The 20,414-nt window shown below is 72.3% G+C and carries 20 protein-coding genes and 1 pseudogene; 5 read left to right on the forward strand and 16 right to left on the reverse strand.

All coding sequences use genetic code 11. From position 1 onward, the window contains the following. Nucleotides 1-90 precede the first annotated feature (90 nt). The 10 genes and pseudogenes from ABZ945_RS04735 to ABZ945_RS04780 all read right to left on the reverse strand — a co-directional run bounded on the left by ABZ945_RS04735 (nt 91) and on the right by ABZ945_RS04780 (nt 9,686). Nucleotides 91-1,467 carry a serine hydrolase domain-containing protein gene (locus ABZ945_RS04735; protein ID WP_361263879.1) on the reverse strand — a complete coding sequence of 459 codons (1,377 nt, stop codon included), beginning with the start codon at nt 1,465-1,467 and terminating at the stop codon, nt 91-93. Nucleotides 1,468-1,598: 131 nt separating this feature from the next. Next, the gene (locus ABZ945_RS04740; protein WP_361263882.1) at nt 1,599-2,267 is read right to left on the reverse strand and encodes a hypothetical protein; all 669 of its coding nucleotides are present in this window, start codon (nt 2,265-2,267) and stop codon (nt 1,599-1,601) included. An 8-nt stretch (nt 2,268-2,275) separates the two neighbouring features. Beyond that, nucleotides 2,276-3,490, reverse strand: a complete 1,215-nt coding sequence (locus ABZ945_RS04745; RefSeq protein WP_361263884.1) for a MerR family transcriptional regulator — start codon at nt 3,488-3,490, stop codon at nt 2,276-2,278. Between the two features lie 101 nt (nt 3,491-3,591). Continuing rightward, nucleotides 3,592-4,569, reverse strand: a complete 978-nt coding sequence (locus tag ABZ945_RS04750) for a DsbA family protein (RefSeq protein WP_361264636.1) — start codon at nt 4,567-4,569, stop codon at nt 3,592-3,594. Between the two features lie 32 nt (nt 4,570-4,601). Next, entirely contained in the window at nt 4,602-6,203 is a 1,602-nt protein-coding gene (locus ABZ945_RS04755) for a PLP-dependent aminotransferase family protein (protein WP_361263887.1), read from the reverse strand. A gap of 12 nt (nt 6,204-6,215) precedes the next feature. Then, nucleotides 6,216-7,016, reverse strand: coding sequence for a phenylalanine--tRNA ligase beta subunit-related protein (locus ABZ945_RS04760; protein ID WP_361263890.1), 801 nt, complete (start codon nt 7,014-7,016; stop codon nt 6,216-6,218). 2 nt (nt 7,017-7,018) lie between these two features. Further along, the gene (locus ABZ945_RS04765) at nt 7,019-7,624 is read right to left on the reverse strand and encodes a LysE family translocator (protein WP_361263893.1); all 606 of its coding nucleotides are present in this window, start codon (nt 7,622-7,624) and stop codon (nt 7,019-7,021) included. Nucleotides 7,625-7,794: 170 nt separating this feature from the next. Beyond that, a complete protein-coding gene (locus ABZ945_RS04770) occupies nt 7,795-8,205 on the reverse strand; it encodes a VOC family protein (protein ID WP_361263896.1) in 411 nt (136 codons plus the stop codon). A 65-nt stretch (nt 8,206-8,270) separates the two neighbouring features. Beyond that, a pseudogene (locus ABZ945_RS04775) lies at nt 8,271-9,077 on the reverse strand (hypothetical protein); the annotation flags it as partial. 15 nt (nt 9,078-9,092) lie between these two features. After that, nucleotides 9,093-9,686, reverse strand: a complete 594-nt coding sequence (locus ABZ945_RS04780; protein WP_361263898.1) for a WHG domain-containing protein — start codon at nt 9,684-9,686, stop codon at nt 9,093-9,095. A gap of 277 nt (nt 9,687-9,963) precedes the next feature. Between ABZ945_RS04780 and ABZ945_RS04785 the strand changes: the two genes are divergently transcribed. After that, nucleotides 9,964-10,530, forward strand: coding sequence for a dihydrofolate reductase family protein (locus ABZ945_RS04785; protein WP_361263901.1), 567 nt, complete (start codon nt 9,964-9,966; stop codon nt 10,528-10,530). A gap of 45 nt (nt 10,531-10,575) precedes the next feature. Here the strand turns inward: ABZ945_RS04785 and dnaB are convergent, their stop codons facing one another. After that, nucleotides 10,576-12,060, reverse strand: coding sequence for a replicative DNA helicase (gene dnaB / locus ABZ945_RS04790; RefSeq protein ID WP_361263904.1), 1,485 nt, complete (start codon nt 12,058-12,060; stop codon nt 10,576-10,578). A gap of 441 nt (nt 12,061-12,501) precedes the next feature. On the opposite strand from dnaB, the gene ABZ945_RS04795 reads away from it, so the two are divergent. Then, the gene (locus ABZ945_RS04795) at nt 12,502-13,851 is read left to right on the forward strand and encodes an MATE family efflux transporter (protein ID WP_361263907.1); all 1,350 of its coding nucleotides are present in this window, start codon (nt 12,502-12,504) and stop codon (nt 13,849-13,851) included. Between the two features lie 140 nt (nt 13,852-13,991). Here ABZ945_RS04795 and rplI read toward each other — a convergent pair whose 3' ends face one another. The 4 genes from rplI to rpsF form a co-directional block, all read right to left on the reverse strand. Next, a complete protein-coding gene (gene rplI / locus ABZ945_RS04800; RefSeq protein WP_248631499.1) occupies nt 13,992-14,438 on the reverse strand; it encodes a 50S ribosomal protein L9 in 447 nt (148 codons plus the stop codon). Between the two features lie 18 nt (nt 14,439-14,456). Continuing rightward, nucleotides 14,457-14,693, reverse strand: coding sequence for a 30S ribosomal protein S18 (gene rpsR / locus ABZ945_RS04805; protein WP_005315025.1), 237 nt, complete (start codon nt 14,691-14,693; stop codon nt 14,457-14,459). Between the two features lie 97 nt (nt 14,694-14,790). Then, nucleotides 14,791-15,372 (reverse strand): single-stranded DNA-binding protein, encoded by a 582-nt coding sequence (locus ABZ945_RS04810; RefSeq protein WP_361263911.1) that lies wholly within the window; start codon nt 15,370-15,372, stop codon nt 14,791-14,793. A gap of 71 nt (nt 15,373-15,443) precedes the next feature. Then, nucleotides 15,444-15,734 (reverse strand): 30S ribosomal protein S6, encoded by a 291-nt coding sequence (rpsF, locus tag ABZ945_RS04815; RefSeq protein ID WP_093655579.1) that lies wholly within the window; start codon nt 15,732-15,734, stop codon nt 15,444-15,446. Between the two features lie 271 nt (nt 15,735-16,005). On the opposite strand from rpsF, the gene ABZ945_RS04820 reads away from it, so the two are divergent. The 3 genes from ABZ945_RS04820 to ABZ945_RS04830 all read left to right on the forward strand — a co-directional run bounded on the left by ABZ945_RS04820 (nt 16,006) and on the right by ABZ945_RS04830 (nt 18,815). Continuing rightward, nucleotides 16,006-16,329 carry a hypothetical protein gene (locus ABZ945_RS04820; protein ID WP_248631497.1) on the forward strand — a complete coding sequence of 108 codons (324 nt, stop codon included), beginning with the start codon at nt 16,006-16,008 and terminating at the stop codon, nt 16,327-16,329. 192 nt (nt 16,330-16,521) lie between these two features. Continuing rightward, nucleotides 16,522-17,640 (forward strand): peptidoglycan bridge formation glycyltransferase FemA/FemB family protein, encoded by a 1,119-nt coding sequence (locus ABZ945_RS04825; RefSeq protein WP_248631496.1) that lies wholly within the window; start codon nt 16,522-16,524, stop codon nt 17,638-17,640. 143 nt (nt 17,641-17,783) lie between these two features. Beyond that, nucleotides 17,784-18,815 (forward strand): alanine racemase, encoded by a 1,032-nt coding sequence (locus ABZ945_RS04830; protein WP_361263917.1) that lies wholly within the window; start codon nt 17,784-17,786, stop codon nt 18,813-18,815. A gap of 69 nt (nt 18,816-18,884) precedes the next feature. Here the strand turns inward: ABZ945_RS04830 and ABZ945_RS04835 are convergent, their stop codons facing one another. Next, a complete protein-coding gene (locus tag ABZ945_RS04835; RefSeq protein WP_361263920.1) occupies nt 18,885-20,372 on the reverse strand; it encodes a glycosyltransferase 87 family protein in 1,488 nt (495 codons plus the stop codon). Nucleotides 20,373-20,414 lie beyond the last annotated feature (42 nt).

A 20,414-nucleotide genomic window follows, 5' to 3' on the forward strand; every position in this document is an offset into this window, starting at 1 on the left:
GAGATCCGCACCGCGGTGTTCGCCCTCCAGCAGGGCCCGGCCGACCCACCGGCCGTGTTTCACGTGAAACATCCCCCCGCCTCTGCGGCGTCAACGGCCGCGCCAGCCGCCCTGGTCCACTCCACCCGGCACCGCGTCCCCCTGCTCATAGGGTTCACGGGTGAAGACGAAGGACCCCACATCCAGATGGCTGACCCGGCCGTCCGCGCCGCGTACCACCGTCAGCGTCTCGCCCGTGAAGTAGTCGTCCAGCCCGGTCCAGCCGCCGCCGGGCTCCGCACGGAACCGGGCGGCACGGCCGGCACCCCGCAGCGGGCGCAGCTCCACGCCGCCGTCCGCCAGAAGGGCAAGGCCATAGGCGTATGTCCCCCAGTACCAGGGCCCGGTCAGCTCCAGCAGCTCCCGATCGACGCTCGGCAGCGGCTTCCAGGGCGCGGGGATACGGGGCTCGGCGTCGGCGACGATCCCCAGCAGATCGGCGGCGACCACTCCGGGCTGAGGCCCAGAGGTGGCGTTCGCCAGCACCGCTGCCGCGACTCCGTCCGCCACGCTGAAACGCAGCCCCGCGACGAAGCCGGGCAGCGAACCGCCATGCCCGACCAGGGTGCGTCCGCCCACCCGGTCGATCCGGAGCCCGAGGCCGAAGACCCCGTCCCACTCCCCCTCCTGTACGGGCGCGGCCGGTGCCCGCATCTCCCGTACCGTCTCGGCGGACAACACCTTGGCATCGCCCTCCGCGAGGAAGAGCGCGAACCGGCACAGGTCGCCGACCGTGGACCAGAGCTGCCCGGCCGGCGCCATGATCCCCAGGTCCTCGGAGGGCTCCGGGAGCAGGGCATCGGCCCAGGGATGCACCGCCCAGCCCCGGGCATGCGTGGCGGAGGGGCGCACATCCGTCCGGTGCAGCCCCAGAGGCTCCAGGATCTCCGTACGCAGCGCCTCCTCCCAGCTTGTCCCGCGCACCGCGGCGATCAGCGAACCCAGCAGGGTGTAGCCGGTGTTGGAGTAGTGGAAGCGCCGACCCGCCGGATGGAGGGACGGCTGGGGCCCGAGCACGTCCGCGAGTCCGGGACGGAGTGTCCCCGGAGTCCGCTCCCACCAGGGGGCCGGAGACTCGGCGGCCAACCCCGCGGAGTGGCAGAGCAACTGGGCGATGGTCACCTCGCCGACACCGGTGCCCGGCAGATGCTTCTCCAGCGGGTCGGAGAGGTCCAGCAGGCCCTCGTCGCGTAGCCGCATCACCAGCACGGCGGTGAACGGCTTGGTGATCGACCCGATCCGGTACTGGGTGCCGGCATCCGGGTCGGGCGTCCCGTCGCCGGAGCGGCCCCCCGACCACACCACGGCGCCGTCCCGGGCCACCGCCCCCACCAGGGAAGGGGTGCGCCCCTCCGACTGAGCGAGGGCGACCCGGTGGAACAAGGCGCGCTCCGTACCGGGCAGAAGTGAAGCGAAGGAAGACGTCATGCGCCAGGTCTATCGGGCGCGCTCCGGACCTGTCGACCGCGATACGCGCCGCACACGACCGGCTCGGCCGCGCTCGGCCCGTCCGCATCGGCACAACGCGCGCCGGCGGGGCCGCCCGGCGGCGCTCAGGCCTACCGGACCGCCCCGTCCGGCTCCTGGGCCAGTGCGGCGATGGTGCGGCCGAGGAGTTGCTGCTCGTCGTCGGGAAGCCGCCGGGTGGCATGGAGCATCCGCAGGGCGGTGGTCAGCCGCGTCCGGCCCTGCTCGGTTCCGGTGTCGCCGAGACGGGCGGGCAGCACCAGGGCCAGCGCCCGCAATTCGTCCCGGGCGCACCAGCCCTGGACAAGGGCGGTGAGCTCCGCCTCGCCGGGACGGCGGGCCGGGCCACGGGTCGCCGCCAGCCCCTCCGCCACCGCGAAACGGACCCACTCCGCGTACGGGCCTGGTGGCAGCACGTCCAGGCAGCCGGCGGCCCGGGCGAAATGGTCCCCCGCGGCGCCGGTGTTCCCCAGGTCCTGGTGGGCTCGGCCCATGGCCGCGTGCAGCGAGGGGTAGAACGCCCGCACCCGCTCGTCGCCCACCCGGTCCGCCCGCTCCAGGCACACCCGGTTCCAGTGCAGGGTCTGCTCGGGGGACGGCTGATGGCGGGCCAGGTAGTGGGCGGCGACACAGGCCTCGTAGTCGTCACCGGCCCGCTCCCAGGCCCGCCGGAACAGGGCGAGCGCGTCGGCGCCCCGGCCGTCCGCCTCCGCCCTCATGCCCTCGCCGCACAGCCGCACCACCTCGTTGGCGGGGTCCATCGGCCGGCTCATCCATCTGTCCCGGTGTCGGCGCGCACCGGCATCACCAGGGTGGTGAAGCTCCCCTGGTCGGCGGAGCGGACCAGGACGGGCTGCACGGCCGTCGCGACCTCCAGCAGGACGTCGGGACCCACGCCCGCGGAGAGTGCCGCGTACAGCACGCCGGGATCGAAGGCGATCCGCAGCGGTCCACCGCCGGAGCAGACGGCCCGCAGCGTCAACCGCCCGGCGCCGGGCCCGGCGCCGGACTCGACCGGGTCGGAGCGGACCGGGCCAGGGGCGGAGATCTCCATGTGCTGCTCGGCCGTCCGCAGGACCACCGCCCGGGACTCGCCGAAGCGGACGACCGCCTCACGCAGTGCCGCACGGTCCACCACGATCCGGTGCTCGGTACGGGGAAGGGAGCCCAGGACCATGCGGTAGTCCGGGAAACGGCCGGCGGTCACCGGGACGTCCCTGCTCTCGCCGCCACCGGTCACCCGGGCCGTCTGCCCGTCGCTCCGGAGGACGAGCTCCTCCCGGCGCAGCGCCCACTCCCCGAGGGCGCGCAGCTCTTCGGCGTCCACCAGGATCCGTACCGGCTCCCCCTCGGCGGCAGTGGGCCGCAGGACCCGCAGGGAGAGCTGGTAGCGGTCGGTGGCCACCAAGCGCACCTCGTGGTCGGCCAGTTCGATCAGAACGCAGCCCAGCTCGGGGTGGTCCGCCCGGGGCGCCGGCCCGGCACAGGCAGCGGCGGTCTGGCGTACGGCACTCGCCAGCGCCGCCCCGTCGACCCGCGCCCAGGACTCACCGTTGCCACCACCGCCGTCGGCGCCCAGGTCGCGGAGGATGTCCCGGGCGGCGGCGCGGGCGGCCGCCGCCATGCCCTGGACCCGTTCGACATGGTCCTCCAGTACCGCGCGGGCCGACTCGCGGTCGCCGTCCAGCACCACCGCGGTGTCCACCAGGGGCAGCCCCGCCTCCCGCAGCCGCCGCACCAGCAGGGCCCTCTCCCGCTGGTCCTCCGCGTAGAAGCGGTAACCCGTGACCGCGTCCACCCGGGCGGGTCGCAGCACTCCGCAGTCGTCGTAGAACCGCAGGGCGCTGGGGGTGAGCCCCACCCGCCGGGCGAAGGCACCGATATTGAGCAGCCTTCCGGACGGCTGCGCCAGTGCCCGGGCAGCGCCTCGCGGTGCTCCCGCGCCCCCGGTGAGCTCGTCGGATTGGTCCATTCCCTCGTCCATGCCGGCGATTCTGGGGGTTCAGGCAACTTCAAGGTCAACCCGACCGGGCGGCCATGTCCGAGACCGCCGGGTGCTCGGGCCGCCGTTGCGACACGTCCTCGTCAGACGAACTCCGGCGTCATCGCGGCGGCGGTCTTCAGCTGACGGGCGGCCTCGTCGTCCCGTCCCAGTCGCCGCAGTGTGCTGCCGAGCATCAGCCGGGCGTAGGAGTCGTCCGGTGTCCGGGCCACCAGGACGTCGAGAACCGCGCGAGCCCGGGAGAGCTGGGCGGAGTGGAAGTAGCCGCGCGCCGCCAGCCTCAGGACGTTGGGGTCCTCACCGTGGGCATCCAGCAGGGGGGCCAGCAGGGTCAGGGCACCGAGCGGGTCACTCTGGTCGAGCAGTGACTCCACCCACCGCAGCCGGCGCACCTCCGGCGGCACCGCCCGCGCCCGGTCGCCCCCGCTACCCGCAGCGCTCCCGGCGCTTGCGGCGCTTGCGGTCAGGAACTCCGCGACCACCTCCGGTGGCTGGGCACCGGCCAAGGCCCGGTCGCCCACCACCAGCGTCGGCGAGGTGCGGACGGCGCGGGCCTTGCCGATCAGCAGCAGCTCCCGCACCTTGCGATCACCCGCGTCGGTGTCCAGGAGCGCGGCGCCCTCGGCAAAGCCGCAGCCGGTCGCGATCTCCTTCAGCCGGGCGGGGTCGCCGATGTCCGCACCCCGGCGGAAACAGGCGTCCATCACCTGCTCGGCGAGCGCGTTCTGGAGTGGGGCGCCACCGTGCTCGTACGCCAGGTGCATCAGCCGGTGGGCGTGGTGGCTGTCGGTCCGCCAGGCCGCTCCCCGCCACGGCGAAAGCCCTTCGGCGGCCGCGATCCGTGAGACGCGCACCCGGTTCTCCGCCGGCGTCAGGCCCGGGGCGCACCGCGCCAGGGCCGCGTCCACCAACGGGTCGGCCCATGCCTCCTCGGCGGGGATCGCCGGGTGAGGAGCCGCCGGGTCGATCCTGAACGGCCGCCAGACCACCTCGGCGTCCGCCGATGCCGCTTGGTCGAGGGCCGGTCCTGAGCAGCCGCGAACGGCCCGGCACCGGCCGATGTTTCACGTGAAACATCGGCTGGCGCCGAAGCTCAAGAAGTCGTCCCCAGGGCGCGCAAGGCCTCGCCCAGCACCGCCACGCCCTCGGCGGCGACGCCGGGCGGTACGGCCGCGTAGCCGAGCACGAGACCCGGCCGGCCGGGCAACTGCCGGTACCAGGACAGCGGATGGCACTTCACGCCCCGGGCCAGCGCGGCGGCGGCCAGCGCGCGGTCCGGCACCTCCGCCTCGTAGGTCACGGTCAGATGTAGCCCCGCCGCCGCGCCATGCACCACCGCACCGGGCAGCCGTTCGGCGAGCGCGCCGATCATCGCGTCCCGGCGGCTCCGGTGCCGCCGGCGCAGCATCCGGAGATGGCGCTCCAGGCCACCCGACTCCATCAGCCGAGCGAGCACGAGCTGCGGTAGCGCGGCGTTGCCCAGGTCGGTGAAGCGCTTCGCCTCGATCAGCCGCTCCCGGTAGCGGGGCGGCGGCACCATCCAGCCGGTGCGCAGCGCGGGCGCCAGCAGCTTGGAGACACTGCCCATGTAGCAGACGCGATAGGTCAGCAGTGCGCGCAGCGCGGACACCGGCGGCCGGTCGTAGCGGTGCTCCGCGTCGTAGTCGTCCTCCAGGATCAGCCCGCCGTCCTCGGCCGCCCAGCGCAGCAGCTCCCGCCGCCGCCCGCCGCTGGTCACCACGCCGGTGGGGTACTGGTGGGCGGGGGTGAGCAGTACCGCGGGAGCCCCAGTGGAGCGCAGCGCCTCGACCCGTATCCCCTCCTGGTCCACCGGTACGGGCGGGGTCGCCAGACCGCCGTGCAGCAGGTGCTGGCGGGTACCGAGCGAGCCGGGGTCCTCCACCGCGACGGCGTCCACGCCCTCGGCCCGGAGAACGGGTGAGAGCAGGGAGAGCGCCTGGGCGGTACCGGCGACGATCAGCACCTCCTCCGGCTCGACCCGGAACCCCCGGCTGTGGGCGAGCCAGTCGGCGACAGCATGGCGCAGGGGCGGTGCGCCGCGGGGGTCGCCGTACCCGAGGTGCTCGGCGGACAGCTCGGCCAGTACCGCGCGTTCGGCACGCAACCAGGCGGTGCGCGGAAACGCGGTCAGATCGGGTCGGCCGGGGGTGAGGTCGATGGCGGCCGGGGAGGTGCGCAGGACGTCATAGACATCCGGGCCGGGCTCGCCGTCGAAGAGCGAGGGCGGCGTCGGGGGGCCGCCCTTCGCCGGGCTCGGGTGGGCGCCGCTGGGTCGGGAGGGCTGGGTGGAGGTGGGCGCGGGAGGCGCCGCGACGACCACGGTGCCACCGCGGCGGTGGCCCGCGATATGGCCGTCCTCGGTCAGCAGCCGGTACGCCTCGGTGACCACACCCCGCGAGACGCCCAGCTCGGCGGCGAGGAGCCGGGTGGGCGGCAGCCTGCTGCCCAGCCCGAGCCGGCCGTCCGCTATCGCCCGCCGCAGCAGCCGGGCCAGCCACTCCGTCTTCCCGCCCACCGGGACAGCGTCCGCGTCGAGTTGCAGGAAGTCGGAGCCGTACGCCGGGAGGGGGTGGGAGGGACAGCCGCGTTCGTCCGGTCCGGCCGCCTCCGCCGCGTCGTTCTCCCCGATCCCGCCCTCGCGTCCGCGTTCGCCGGGCACCCCCGCCGCCTCCATCCGGTCATGGTGTCACGCGGGGCGGTGCTCCTCGGCAGGTCGGGGAGCACCGTCGGCCCCGCTGGGAGCGTCGAACGCGAACTCCGGTGCGGAGGCGGTGAGGACGGCCGTGACCGGGTCGGCCGCCCCGTGCGCGGCCAGTTCGGCGGCGATCACCGCCAGCAGCTCCCGTACGGTCTCCGCGCCTCCCTCGTGCATCGCCTCCGTCACCACGAAGATCCTGCGGGTGTGCGCGGAGACGGCGGAGTGGCCGCTCTGCCGGTTGGTCCAGCGGCGGGCGTGCGCCTGGCCCGCCGAGTCGGCGAAGACCACCTCTCCGGGCGCGGGATGTTCGATGGCACCGCCGAAGGTGGTGTACCGCTCGTCACCGCGGGCGTGACGGACCTCCAGCAGTGGACCGGCGATACGGTCGGCGTCGAGCACGGCGACCGGTACGGCGTACGCCATCGAGAGGGCGTTGCACAGGTCGACCACCGGGTGGATGGCGGGCAGCGCCCCCTCCCGCCGCAGCCGGCGGAGCAGTGACTCGGAGGCGCACCGGTACTGGGTCGGCCGCAGCCCCATCCGCGCGAACGCCCGCCGCCAGGCGTGGATCTCGGGCAGCTCGGCCTCGGTGGTACCGGTCAGCCGGGCGGTGGCCCGCGCGGTGTACGCGGCGACCCGGGAACCGGCGCCGCTCGGGGCGGAGGCCGGGTCGCCGGTGTCCGGGACAGTGGTGTCCGGGACAGTGGTGTGCAGGACGGTGGTGTGCAGGACGCCCGCGGCGAGTTCGGGGAACTCGGCCCAGACGGCCTCGGTGTGCCGAAAGCGCATGCTCAGGCCACCGCCAGCCGGGCGCTCAGCCCCACGAAGCAGGCGGCGAACACCCGGCGCAGGCCGGTCATCGCACCGGGCCGGGCCAGCAGCCGGTCCCGCACGGCGGCGGCGCACAGCCCGTAGCCCGCGAAGACGACCAGCGTCAGCCCCATGAAGACCGCGCCGAGCCGCAGCAGCGCCGTGACGGAACCGGCTTCGCCGGCCGGTACGAACTGGGGGAGGAAGGCGGCGAAGAAGAGGGTCACCTTCGGGTTGAGCAGATTGACGAGCACGGCGCGGCCGATCATCCGGTGCACCGGAGTCGGTTCGGCGGTCTCCGCGACGGTCAGCGCTCCCCGGTCCCGGAGCATGTCCCACGCCATGTACAGCAGATAGCCGACACCCAGGTACTTGACGACCTGGTACGCGGGCGCGCTGGCGTGCAGCAGTGCGGAGAGCCCGGCGATCGACGCCGCGAGGTGGGGCAGTACGGCGAGGGTGGAGCCGAACGCGGCGACGAGCCCCGCCCGCCGCCCCTGGGAGAGCCCGGCGGCGAGGGTGTACACGACACCGGTGCCGGGAGTGACCACCACGATCAGGGTGGTCAGCAGAAACGCGGAACTCAACGGAACCTCCGGACGGTTGGATGGTTCCACCCTGCCGCCGCCGCGGACCGGCCGACAGGGCCAAATCGTGCCCTGCCCACCGGTCCATAACCAGGCGCCGGATATCCGGGGGGGGGCGGCTCCGGAGCACCGCGTGCGCGCCTCGGACCAAGCGGCCCGAGAGACGTCCCTCAGCGGAGTTCCTGGATCCGGACGAGGTTGCCCGCGGGGTCGCGGAAGGCGCAGTCGCGGATGCCGTACGGCTGCTCGGTCGGCTCCTGGACCACCTCGGCGTCGCCGGACTGCACCTTCGCGAAGGTGGCGTCCAGGTCCCGGGTGGCCAGCAGGATCCAGCCGTAGGTCCCCTTGGCCATCATCTCGCCGATGGTGCGGCGCTCCTCCTCCGTGACCCCCGGGTCGGCGGCCGGCGGCGCCAGCAGGATGGAGGTGTCGGGCTGCCCGGCCGGCCCGACCACGATCCACCGCATGGTGCCCTGGCCGACGTCGCTGCGGACCTCGAAGCCGAGGACATCCCGGTAGAACGCCAGCGAGGCGTCCGGGTCGACGTGCGGGAGGAAGCTGGTGTGAATGGTGATGTCCATGCCCTCAGGCTAGGTACGGCCCGTCCCCTCCGCTTCTTGAATCCTGACCGATCCGGGGTCGTGGGCTAAGGCATGTGCGGGGCCTCCGCCGGGGTCGGCGCCCCGGTCAGGGCCTGTCGCAGGTGTGCGCCGAAGGCGGCGGGGTGCGTGGTCAGGCCGGTGTGGCCGCCGGGGAAGTGCCGCAGGCCGGTGCCCAGACGCTCGGCCAAGACAGCCGCCGAGCGGTGGGGCAGCTCACCGGACGAGTCCTGCCCGACGGCGAGCACCAGCCGGTGCGACAGTGCCGCGAGCCGATGGAGGTCGGGCGGATAGGCCATGAAGCGAGGGACGATGCGCCCGAGGAAGTACGGCAGGTCGGCCATCGTCCGCTCGGCTCGTGCCGCCGCGTGCGGTGGGAGCGCCGGCCCGGCCCTGGACGGCGCCACCGGCTCGGCCTCGGCGGCCGGGTCGGGCTCAGAGGCGGAGTCGGGATCGGAAGCCGGGTCGGGCTCAGGCCGCCGGCTGCCGCCCTCTCCGGCCAGCCCGGCCGCGAACTCGGTCATCGCCGGCATCAGGCCCCGGGCGTGCAGGGTTTCCCGCACCCGGGCGAGCAGCGCGCGGTGGTCGGCCGCGTCCGGCAGGACCTCCACCACCGGCGGCTCGTGCGCGACCACCCGTACGAGGCGCTCGGCACGGGTGGCCAGCAGGTGCAGTGCGGCGATCGCCCCCGAGCTGGCGCCGAACACCCGGGCGGGCTCGTCGGGGGAGAGCAGTTCCAGCAGGCGGAAGGCGTCGTCGGCGTGCTCGGCCACCCGCTGCTCGGCCTCGGGATCGACCAGGGGGCTGCGGGACAGCCCGCGCGGATCGTAGGTCGCGACGGTGTGCTCGGCGGCCGGTGGTCGGATCGGTCATGCCGGGTCCTTTTCTCGGGACGGGGGCCAGTGCGCGAGGAGGGTGTGCAGCGCGTCCAGGGCGCGGACCCAGGACTCCTGCGGCGGGCGCTGGTGCGCGAAGCCGCCCGAGGCCTCCAGGGCGACGAACCCGTGGAGGGTGCTGCGCAGCAGCCGGACGGCGTCGGTCAGATCGGGCTCGGCCAGTGCGTAGCCGCGCAATATGCCGTAGGTCAGCTCCATCGCCCGCCGCGGCCCGGGCGCCTGAGCGACCAGCGCGGGGTCGATGCGGATCCCGGCCTGGGTCGCCGCGTAGCGCCCGGGGTGGGCATGGGCGTAGTCCCGCCAGGCGTCGGCGAAGGCGATCAGCGCGTCCTTGCCCGCGCGCCCGGCGGTCGCCTCGGCGATCCGGATGGTCTTCTCGTCCGCCGCCAGCAGCGCGATGCGTCCGCGCAGGTCCTCCAGGCCGCGGACATGCGCATAGAGGCTGGCGTCCCGGACGCCGAGCCGCCGGGCGAGCTGCGACATGCTCACCCGGTCCAGCCCCACCTCGTCCGCCAGTTCGGCACCCGCCAGCGTCACCCGCTCCGCCGTCAGCCCAGCCCGCACCATGCGCTCTCCTCACTTCCTAGTACCCCTAGTTTCAAGCTAGGGCCCCTAGGAAGCAAGCGCGTATCGGGCTTCCCCCGCTCAGGTCCTGTCCCCGCAGGCGTGGCGATCGCGGCGCACCGTGGCGAGGCCCGAGGGCGCCCGGCGAGGTCGCGATCGGACGGCTTGCCCGAGTCGGCCGGGTACACCACGCTGAGCCCCGAGGACGAGGACCACCAGCCGGCCGGGACCGCGCGGCGCCGGTCCGCACGCCGGGCATCCACGGACGGAAGGCTGGGCCATGCGAAAACTGATCTACGGCATGAACATGACCCTGGACGGCTACATCGCCGCGCCCGGCGACGACATCGGCTGGAGCGGACCGCCGAGCGACGAGCTGTTCCAGTGGTGGCTCGACCACGAGCAGGCGAGCGGCCTGTCACTGTACGGGCGCAAGCTGTGGGAGACGATGAGCTCCTACTGGCCGACCGGCGACCAGCAGCCCGGCGCCACCCCGGCGGAGGCCGAGTTCGCACGGGCCTGGCGGGACACACCGAAGGTGGTGTTCTCCTCGACGATCGACACGGTCGACTGGAACACCCGTCTGGTCACCGGCGATCCGATCGCCGAGATCACCCGGCTCAAGGCCGGGGACGGCGGCCCGATGAGCATCGGCGGCGCCACGCTCGCCGGGGCGGCCATGCGCGCCGGGCTGATCGACGAGTATGTGATCGCCACCCATCCGGTCCTGGTGGGCGGCGGCACGCCGTTCTTCACCGCGCTGGACAGCTGGGTGGATCTGAGACTGGTGGAGACGCGTGCGATGTCCGGCGGCGTGGTCCTGACCAGGTACGAGACCAGGCGCTGAGCGGCCTCCCACCGCTTCGGGACCTGGGACCCCCACCGGGCCGGCTCAGGTCTGGGCCATGTCCACGAAGCGCGAGTAGTGGCCCTGGAAGGCCACGGTGATCGTGGCGGTGGGGCCGTTACGGTGCTTGGCGACGATCAGGTCGGCCTCGCCGGCGCGCGGGGACTCCTTCTCGTAGGCGTCCTCGCGGTGGAGCAGGATCACCATGTCCGCGTCCTGCTCGATGGAGCCGGACTCACGCAGGTCGGAGACCATCGGCTTCTTGTCGGTGCGCTGCTCGGGGCCTCGGTTCAGCTGGGAGAGGGCGATCACCGGGACCTCCAGCTCCTTGGCCAGCAGCTTCAGGTTCCGGGACATGTCCGAGACCTCCTGCTGGCGGTTCTCCGCCCGCTTGGAGCCGCCGGACTGCATCAGCTGGAGGTAGTCGATGACCACCAGCCGGATGTCGTTGCGCTGCTTGAGCCGGCGGCACTTGGCCCGGATCTCCATCATCGACAGGTTGGGCGAGTCGTCGATGTACAGCGGCGCCTGGGAGACGTCCGGCATCCGGCGGGCCAGCCGGGTCCAGTCCTCGTCCGTCATGGTGCCGGACCGCATGTGGTGCAGCGCCACCCGGGCCTCGGCGGACAGCAGGCGCATGGCGATCTCGTTGCGGCCCATCTCCAGGGAGAAGATGACGCTCGGCAGGTTGTTCTTGATGGAGGCGGCACGGGCGAAGTCCAGGGCGAGGGTCGACTTGCCCATCGCGGGACGGGCGGCGATGACGATCATCTGCCCGGGGTGGAGCCCGTTGGTGAGGGAGTCGAAGTCGGTGAAGCCGGTCGGCACGCCCGTCATCTCGCCGCTACGGGAGCCGATCGCCTCGATCTCGTCGAGCGCGCCCTCCATGATGTCGCCGAGCGGCAGGTAGTCCTCGCTGGTGCGCTGCTCGGTGACCGCGTAGATCTCGGCCTGGGCGGAGTTCACGATCTCGTCGACGTCGCCGTCGGCGGCGTATCCCATCTGCGTGATCCGGGTGCCCGCCTGGACCAGCCGGCGCAGCACCGCGCGCTCATGGACGATCTCCGCGTAGTACGGGGCGTTGGCCGCCGTCGGCACGGACTGGACGAGGGTGTGCAGATAGGAGGCGCCGCCGACCCGGTTGACCTCGCCGCGCTTGGTCAGCTCGGCGACGACGGTGATGGGGTCGGCGGGCTCGCCCTTGGCGTAGAGGTCGAGGATCGCCTGGTAGATCGTCTCGTGGGCGGGCTTGTAGAAGTCGTGCCCTTTGAGGATCTCCACGACGTCGGCGATCGCGTCCTTGGAGAGCAGCATGCCGCCGAGCACCGATTGCTCGGCGTCCAGGTCCTGCGGCGGCACCCGCTCGAAGCCGCCGGCGCCGCTGTCCCAGGGGGTCTCGCTGCCGCGCTCGTGCTGCTCGTCGCGCGACCTGCCCCGGCGGGCGAACTCGCCGCGCTGGCGGGAGGCCGGCAGACGGTCGCCGGGACCGGCGTCGGTCCACGGGTCGTCCAAGGGCTCGGGGATGCTCACCGGCCCACCTCCTCCCGATCCGCTGCGCGGATGATCGCCGTGCCACTCATTCCTACGGCACGACACTGACAAAGCAGGGTGCCCCACTCCGCTTGCGGCGGTCCGCTTCTCGCGCGTCGAGCGCCGCACCACGTTAGGCCCGTGGGCACCGTCAGCCAATCCGGTTATCCACAGGGCCTGTGGGTGAAGGCCCCGATGCTGTGGAGAACTCGCCGTTACCTGTGCACGGAGCGGGGGACAGTGATGTGGACAAACTCATAGCGACCCGGCCATCACCGCTCTGAGCTGCGGTTCTTCCATCCACCGACTGTGGGGGAGAAAAACTTTCCCCACCAGGTCAAGATCAGAGCAAACCACTCGCGCAGCCGGGTCCGAGACCGACGACAGGTAAGGGTCACTGATGCCTTGCATCTCTTACCTGTGGACGATTAGATTGCCGCCATGACCAAGGCCCCCACCCACCCCGGGAACGAACGCCGCAGCGAACGGCGCCGGCATGACCGCGAGATCGTCGCGCTCGCCGTGCCGGCCTTCGGCGCACTGGTGGCCGAGCCGCTCTTCGTCCTGGTCGACAGCGCCGTCGTCGGCCATCTCGGCACCCCTCAGCTGGCCGGTCTGGGCGTCGCGGCGGCCCTGTTGACCACCGCGGTCAGCGTCTTCGTCTTCCTCGCCTACGCCACCACCGCGGCCGTCGCCCGCCGGGTAGGCGCCGGCGACCTGCCCGCCGCCATCCGCCAAGGCATGGACGGCATCTGGCTGGCGCTGCTGCTGGGCATCGCCGTCCTCGCCGCCACCCTGCCGCTGGCGCCCTGGCTGGTGGAGCTCTTCGGCGCCTCGGGCACCGCGGCCCCGCACGCCACCACCTACCTCCGCGTCTCCGCCCTGGGCATCCCGGCCATGCTGATGGTCCTCGCCGCCACCGGGGTGCTGCGCGGACTGCAGGACACCCGCACCCCGCTGTACGTCGCCATCGCCGGTTTCACCGCCAACGCCGCCCTCAATGTGGCGCTGGTCTACGGCGCCGGGCTCGGGATCGCCGGCTCGGCCTGGGGCACGGTCATCGCCCAGTGCGGGATGGCCGCCGCCTATCTGGTGGTCGTCGTCCGGGGGGCGCGCCGCCACGGGGCCTCGCTGCGACCGGACGCGGCGGGCATCCGGAACAGCGCCCGGGCCGGCGTTCCGCTGCTGGTGCGCACCCTGTCGCTCCGGGCGGTCCTGATGATCGCGACCGCGATGGCCGCCCGGCTCGGTGACACCGAGATGGCCGCGCACCAGATCCTGCTCTCGCTGTGGAGCCTGATGGCCTTCGCCCTGGACGCCATCGCCATCGCGGGGCAGGCGATCATCGGCCGCTACCTCGGTGCCGGGGACGCCGAGGGCGCCCGCCGCGCCTGCCGGCGGATGGTCGAATGGGGGGTGGCCTCGGGTCTGGTGCTGGGCGCGCTGATCGTGCTGGCCCGGCCGCTCTTCATCCCGCTGTTCACCGGCGACCCGACGGTACGGGAGACCCTGCTGCCCGCCCTGCTGGTGGTCGCGCTGGCCCAGCCGATCGCGGGAGTGGTCTTCGTCCTGGACGGGGTGCTGATGGGCGCGGGCGACGGGCCGTATCTGGCGGGGGCGATGGTGGTGACGCTGGCGGTGTTCGCCCCGGTCGCCCTGCTGGTGCCGGCCCTCGGGGGCGGGCTGACCGCCGTGTGGTGGGCGATGACGCTGATGATGGCGGTCCGCCTGGTCACCCTGGTGCTGCGGACGCGGTCCGGGCGGTGGATCGTCACCGGCGCCTCCCGCTGACGTCTGACGTCTGACGTCTGACGTCCGGGACTGTTTCACGTGAAACATCATGCGAAAGGGGCCGCACCCTGAGGTGCGGCCCCTTCCCGTGCTGCTCTGAACCGTGCTGCGATGAGCCCGTGCTGCTATGAGCGCGGTACTCAGGCGGCGACGATCTCCACGTTGACCTTCGCGGCGACCTCGGCGTGCAGACGCACGGAGACCTGGTGCGAGCCCAGCGTCTTGATCGGCGAACCGAGTTCGACACGGCGCTTGTCGACGTCCGGGCCACCGGCGGACTTGATCGCCGAGGCGACGTCAGCCGGGGTCACCGAACCGAAGAGCCGACCGGCGTCGCCGGAGCGAACGGCCAGGCGGACCTTCGTACCCTCGAGCCGGCCCTTGATCTCGTTGGCCTGCTCGATGGTCGCGATCTCGTGGATCTTGCGGGCGCGGCGGATCTGCGCCACGTCCTTCTCGCCACCCTTGGTCCAGCGGATCGCGAAACCGCGCGGGACCAGGTAGTTGCGGGCGTATCCGTCCTTGACGTCGACGACGTCACCGGCGGTGCCGAGGCCGGAGACCTCGTGCTTGAGGATGATCTTCATGAGTCGGTCACCCTCTCCTTAGCGCGCGGTGGACGTGTAGGGCAGCAGCGCCATCTCACGGCTGTTCTTGACGGCCGTGGCGACGTCACGCTGGTGCTGCGTGCAGTTGCCGGTCACGCGACGGGCACGGATCTTGCCGCGGTCGGAAATGAACTTCCGCAGCATGTTCGTGTCCTTGTAGTCCACGTACGCGGTCTTGTCCTTGCAGAACGCGCAGACCTTCTTCTTAGGCTTGCGCACAGGCGGCTTCGCCATGGTGTTTCTCCTGTGTGATCAAGAAGTGGGGTTACGAGCCCGCTTCCCCTCGGCCCTCGGAGCCGTCGACCTTGGGAGCCGTACGACCCCTTCGGGCCTAGAAGGGGGGCTCGTCCGAGTAGCCGCCGCCGCTGCTGGAGCTGCCGCCCCAGCCGCCGCCACCCTGCTGCTGGCCGCCACCGGACGGGGCGCTGGTGGCCCAGGGGTCGTCGGAGGGAGCTCCGCCGCCCTGCTGGCCACCACCCGGGGCACCGCCCCAGTTGCCGCCGCCGCCCTGCTGGCCACCGCCGCCGTAGCCGCCCTGGCCACCTCGACCGGTGGTCTTGGTGACCTTGGCCGTGGCGCTCTTGAGACTGGGGCCGACCTCGTCGACGTCCAGCTCGTAGACCGTGCGCTTGACGCCCTCACGGTCCTCGTAGGACCGCTGCTTCAGCCGGCCCTGCACGATGACGCGCATGCCTCGCTGGAGCGATTCGGCGACGTTCTCCGCCGCCTGGCGCCAGACCGAGCAGGTGAGGAAGAGGCTCTCGCCGTCCTTCCACTCGTTGGTCTGGCGGTCGAAGGTGCGGGGAGTGGACGCGACGCGGAACTTCGCGACCGCCGCACCGGACGGGGTGAAGCGCAGCTCGGGATCGTCGACAAGATTGCCGACGACCGTGATGACGGTCTCGCCTGCCATGGGGTACCTCTCGGCGGGATTGCTGCTGGCTGCTTGCTGCTACTCGGACCCGACGACCGTGAGCCGGAGGCTCAGTGGGTCTCGGGGCGGAGGACCTTGGTCCGGAGGACCGACTCGTTCAGGTTCATCTGGCGGTCGAGCTCCTTGACGACCGCAGGCTCGGCCTGCAGGTCGATGACCGAGTAGATGCCCTCGGGCTTCTTCTTGATCTCGTAAGCGAGACGACGACGGCCCCAGGTGTCGACCTTCTCGACCTTTCCGTTGCCCTCACGGACGACGGAGAGGAAGTTCTCGATCAGGGGGGAGACAGAGCGCTCCTCCAGATCGGGGTCGAGGATGACCATCACCTCGTAGTGACGCATGTGGAACCCACCTCCTTTGGACTCAGCGGCCACGGTCGTTCCGTGGCAGGAGGGTCGTGATGCGTGCGCAACGGTAGCCGCCGCCACTGACAGGCACCGCCGATGAGGGCGATGACTGCTTTCGGGCATGGCGGGATACCGGTGCAGACCGTTCAGAGTACCCGCACAGCGCCTTCCGGTTGAAATCCCCAGCGCAGGGGACCCACTCTGTACACAACGGGTGTGTGCGCCGCTACCGGGCGCCGCGCTGCTGCGAGCCAGGAGGTGCCCCATGGCCCAGGCATTCCAACGACCCCGTCGTCATCCCTCCTCGTCCCTCTTCGCCACCGACGGCAAGCCGCATCCGCTCCAGGACACCCTGATGGCGGTGACCCTGGTGCTCGGCGCCATCGCGTTCGTGACGGCCCAGTTCCACAGCCTGCACCTGATCAGCTCCTGGACCGGTCTGATCGGCGTGGTCGCCGGTGCGTACGGCCAGTACGTCTCCGTGACCACCCGCGAGCGCACCGGCCTGATCATCGGCATGGGGGCCTCCGCGCTCGGCCTCGGGTTGGGTCTGGCGCACGGCGGCCTCTTCGGCGGCGTGCTCGGCTGATCCCCGTCCCGTCGCGTACGCCGTGCACCGACGGTCCCCGGGCGGATCCGCCGCCCGGGGACCGTGCGGGACCGGGCGCGATCCCCGTCCGGCGCACGGCCCCGTGAGGGCGCTCCCCGGTGCCAGTAGGCTTCGGCGCGAGAGCCGGAGCCCCTGAACCCATGGGGACACACCTGCCGAGGAGCGCCCCGCATGAGCCTGACCCTGAGGACCATCAGCCGAGAACAGCATCTGGCGTACATCCAGAGCCTGCCGGCGGCGAGTCACTGCCAGGTCCCCGCATGGGCTGATGTGAAGTCCGAGTGGCGCTCGGAGAACCTCGGCTGGTTCGACGCCCACGGGCAGCTGGTCGGCGCCGGGCTGGTGCTCTACCGGCAGCTCCCCAAGGTCAAGCGGTACCTGGCGTACCTACCCGAGGGCCCGGTGATCAACTGGTACGCGCCCAACCTCGACGACTGGCTCCAGCCGATGCTGGCGCACCTCAAGCGGCAGGGCGCCTTCTCGGTGAAGATGGGCCCGCCGGTGGTGATCCGCCGCTGGGACGCCGGCGCGATCAAGTCCGGCATCCAGGACCCCGACGTCAAGCGGCTGCGGGACGTGGAGGCCACCCACATCGAGCCGCGCGCCTTCGAGGTGTCGGACCGGCTGCGCAAGATGGGCTGGCAGCAGGCCGAGGACGGCGGCGCCGGCTTCGGCGACGTCCAGCCCCGCTACGTCTTCCAGGTGCCGCTGGCCAACCGCTCGCTGGACGAGGTCCTCAAGGGCTTCAACCAGCTGTGGCGCCGCAACATCAAGAAGGCCGAGAAGGCCGGCGTGGAGGTCGTCCAGGGCGGCTACCACGACCTGGAGGAGTGGCAGCGGCTCTACGAGATCACCGCCGTCCGCGACCGGTTCCGGCCGCGCCCGCTGTCGTACTTCCAGCGCATGTGGACCGTCCTCAACAACGAGGACCCCAACCGCATGCGGCTCTACTTCGCCCGCCACAACGGCGTGAACCTGTCGGCCGCGACCATGCTGGTCGTCGGCGGGCACGTCTGGTACTCCTACGGCGCCTCCGACAACATCGGCCGCGAGGTCCGCCCGTCCAACGCCATGCAGTGGCGGATGCTGCGGGACGCGTACGCCATGGGCGCCACCGTCTACGACCTGCGCGGCATCTCCGACTCGCTGGACGAGACCGACCACCTCTTCGGCCTCATCCAGTTCAAGGTCGGCACCGGCGGCGAGGCTGTGGAGTACATCGGCGAGTGGGACTTCCCGCTGAACAAGCTGCTGCACAAGGCGCTCGACATCTACATGTCGCGCCGCTGACCGCACCGGCCCCGTAGTCTCGTACGGACTGCCGCACCACCGCACACCCGTGCGATCACCGCGCGGCGGCACCGCCGACGCATCCCGCACCCCGTTTCCCGTATCCACGACACCGCAGCTCTGAGAAAGGGTCAGTCCCGGCCATGGCGCTCTCCCTCTACGTCGACACCGCTCGCTGGCGGGCGCACCAGAAGACCGTGCTCGACCAGTTCCCCGGGCTGATTCCGGTCTGCAAGGGCAACGGCTACGGCTTCGGGCACGAGCGGCTCGCGGAGGAGGCGGCCCGGCTCGGCACCGACGTCCTCGCCGTCGGCACCACCTACGAGGCGGCCCGCATCAAGGACTGGTTCAGCGGCGACCTGCTGGTGCTGACCCCGTTCCGGCGCGGTGAGGAGCCCGTCCCGCTGCCCGACCGGGTCATCCGCTCGGTGTCCTCCGTCGACGGGGTGCACGCGCTGGTCGGCGCCCGGGTCGTCATCGAGTGCATGAGCTCGATGAAGCGCCACGGCATCAGCGAGCAGGACCTGCACCTGCTGCACGCGGCCATCGAGGACGTACGGCTGGAGGGCTTCGCCCTGCACCTGCCGCTGGACCGCACCGACGGCACCGACGCCGTCGAGGAGGTCATCGCCTGGATGGACCGGCTGCGCGCGGCCCGGCTGCCGCTGCACACCATGTTCGTCAGCCATCTGCGCGCCGAGGAGCAGGCCCGGCTCCAGCAGCAGTTCCCGCAGACCCGGTTCCGGGCGCGGATCGGCACCCGGCTGTGGCTGGGCGACCACGAGGCCACCGAGTACCGCGGCGCGGTGCTGGACGTCACCCGGGTCGCCAAGGGCGAGCGGTTCGGCTACCGGCAGCAGAAGACGGCCTCCGAGGGCTGGCTGGTCGTCGTCGCCGGCGGCACCTCGCACGGGGTGGGTTTGGAGGCCCCCAAGGCGATGCACGGGGTGATGCCGCGCGCCAAGGGCGTCGCCCGGGCCGGTCTGGCCACGGTCAACCGCAACCTCTCGCCCTTCGTCTGGGCCGGGAAGCAGCGCTGGTTCGCCGAGCCCCCGCACATGCAGGTGTCCATCCTGTTCGTGCCCGCCGACGCGCAGGAGCCCCGGGTCGGCGACGAGATGGTCGCCCATCTGCGGCACACCACCACCCAGTATGACCGCATCGTCGAGCGCTAGGCACAGGAACGGCGGCGCGGCCCCCTCGGGAGCCGCGCCGCCGCCGTGCGTGTACGTACCGGGGCCCGGTCACTCCCGGGGCGCGCCCCAGTCCACCCGCGGCCCCTGGAGCATCGGCGCGGCGTAGGAGTCCCGGCCCAGGGTGCCGCTGAGGGTGAAGGCGTCCTCGGCGCCGTCCAGGACACCGCCCGAGGGGTCGTCGGAGCCGTCCCGGCGCACCGGGTCCCGCTCCGGCATCAGGATGTCGCGCAGCACCACCGCGCACAGATAGAGCGTCCCGACCAGGTGCAGCACGATCGCGAACTGGTAGCCCTCCGTCGGCAGGCCCTGCTTCTCGCCGCTGGAGGTGTACGCCAGGTACATCCAGATGCCGAGGAAGTACAGCACCTCGCAGCCCTGCCAGATCAGGAAGTCCCGCCACCGGGGGCGGGCCAGCGCGGCCAGCGGGATGAGCCAGAGCACATACTGCGGCGAGTAGACCTTGTTGGTCAGGATGAACGCCGCCACCAGCAGGAAGGCCAGCTGGGCGAAGCGCGGCCGGCGCGGCGCGGCCAGGGCCAGCACGGCGATCCCGGCGGAGGCCAGCAGCACCAGCAGCATCCCGTAGACGTTGACCGCCCCGGCGGTGATCTCCGTACCGCTGCGCTGGGTGATGATCAGCCAGAACGAGCCGAAGTCGATCCCGCGCTCCCGGTTGAAGCTGTAGAACTTCCGCCAGCCCTCCGGGGCGAGCAGCATCACCGGGACGTTGACCGCCAGCCAGGCGCCGACCGCGCCGAGCAGCGCCGCGCCGAACGCCCGCCACTTGCCCGCCCGCCAGCAGAGCACCAGCAGCGGCCCCAGCAGCAGGAAGGGGTAGAACTTCGCGGCGGTGGCCAGCCCCAGCAGCACTCCGCAGGCCAGCGCCCGGCCGCGGGACCACATCAGCATCGCGGCCGCGGTCAGCGCCACCGCGAGCAGGTCCCAGTTGATGGTGGCGGTGAGCGCGAGGGCGGGCGCCAGGGCGACCAGCAGGGCGTCCCACGGGCGGCGCCGGTGGGTGCGGGCCGTGCAGACCGCGAGCACCGCGGTGCAGGCCATCAGCAGGGCGGCGTTGACCAGCCAGTACATCTGCTCGCGGTACATCAGGTCGCCGTCGAACGGCAGCGTCAGCCAGGACGCGACCTGCATGAACAGCCCCGTCAGCACCGGGTACTCCAGGTACTGCATATCGCCGCCGAGCCGGTCGACGTACGGCACCAGCCCGTCGGCGAAGCCGCGCCCCACGAACAGGTGCGGGATGTCGGAGTAGCAGGCGTGGGTGTACTGGGAGCTGGTGCCGCGGAACCAGGCCCAGTTGTAGCAGGGCAGTTTCTGCACCATGCCGAGGGCGAACATCCCGATCGCCGTCAGCGCGACGACGCGTACCGGGGTGAGCGCCGACGCCCCGGGCCGCGCCCAGCGGCCGAAGCGCCCGCCGACCAGTTCGCTGCCCGCGGCGGCGACCTCGTCATGCCGGGTCGGGGCCACCTCGGACCGGTCGCGGTGCGCGCTCGTCGTCTTCTCCGGGATCGGCATGGGGGACATCCTGCCGTACGGGCCTGGGGACCGGGCCCGGCG

The organism is Streptomyces sp. NPDC046887 (assembly GCF_040644755.1).
Taxonomy (GTDB): Bacteria; Actinomycetota; Actinomycetes; order Streptomycetales; family Streptomycetaceae; genus Streptomyces; species Streptomyces lichenis.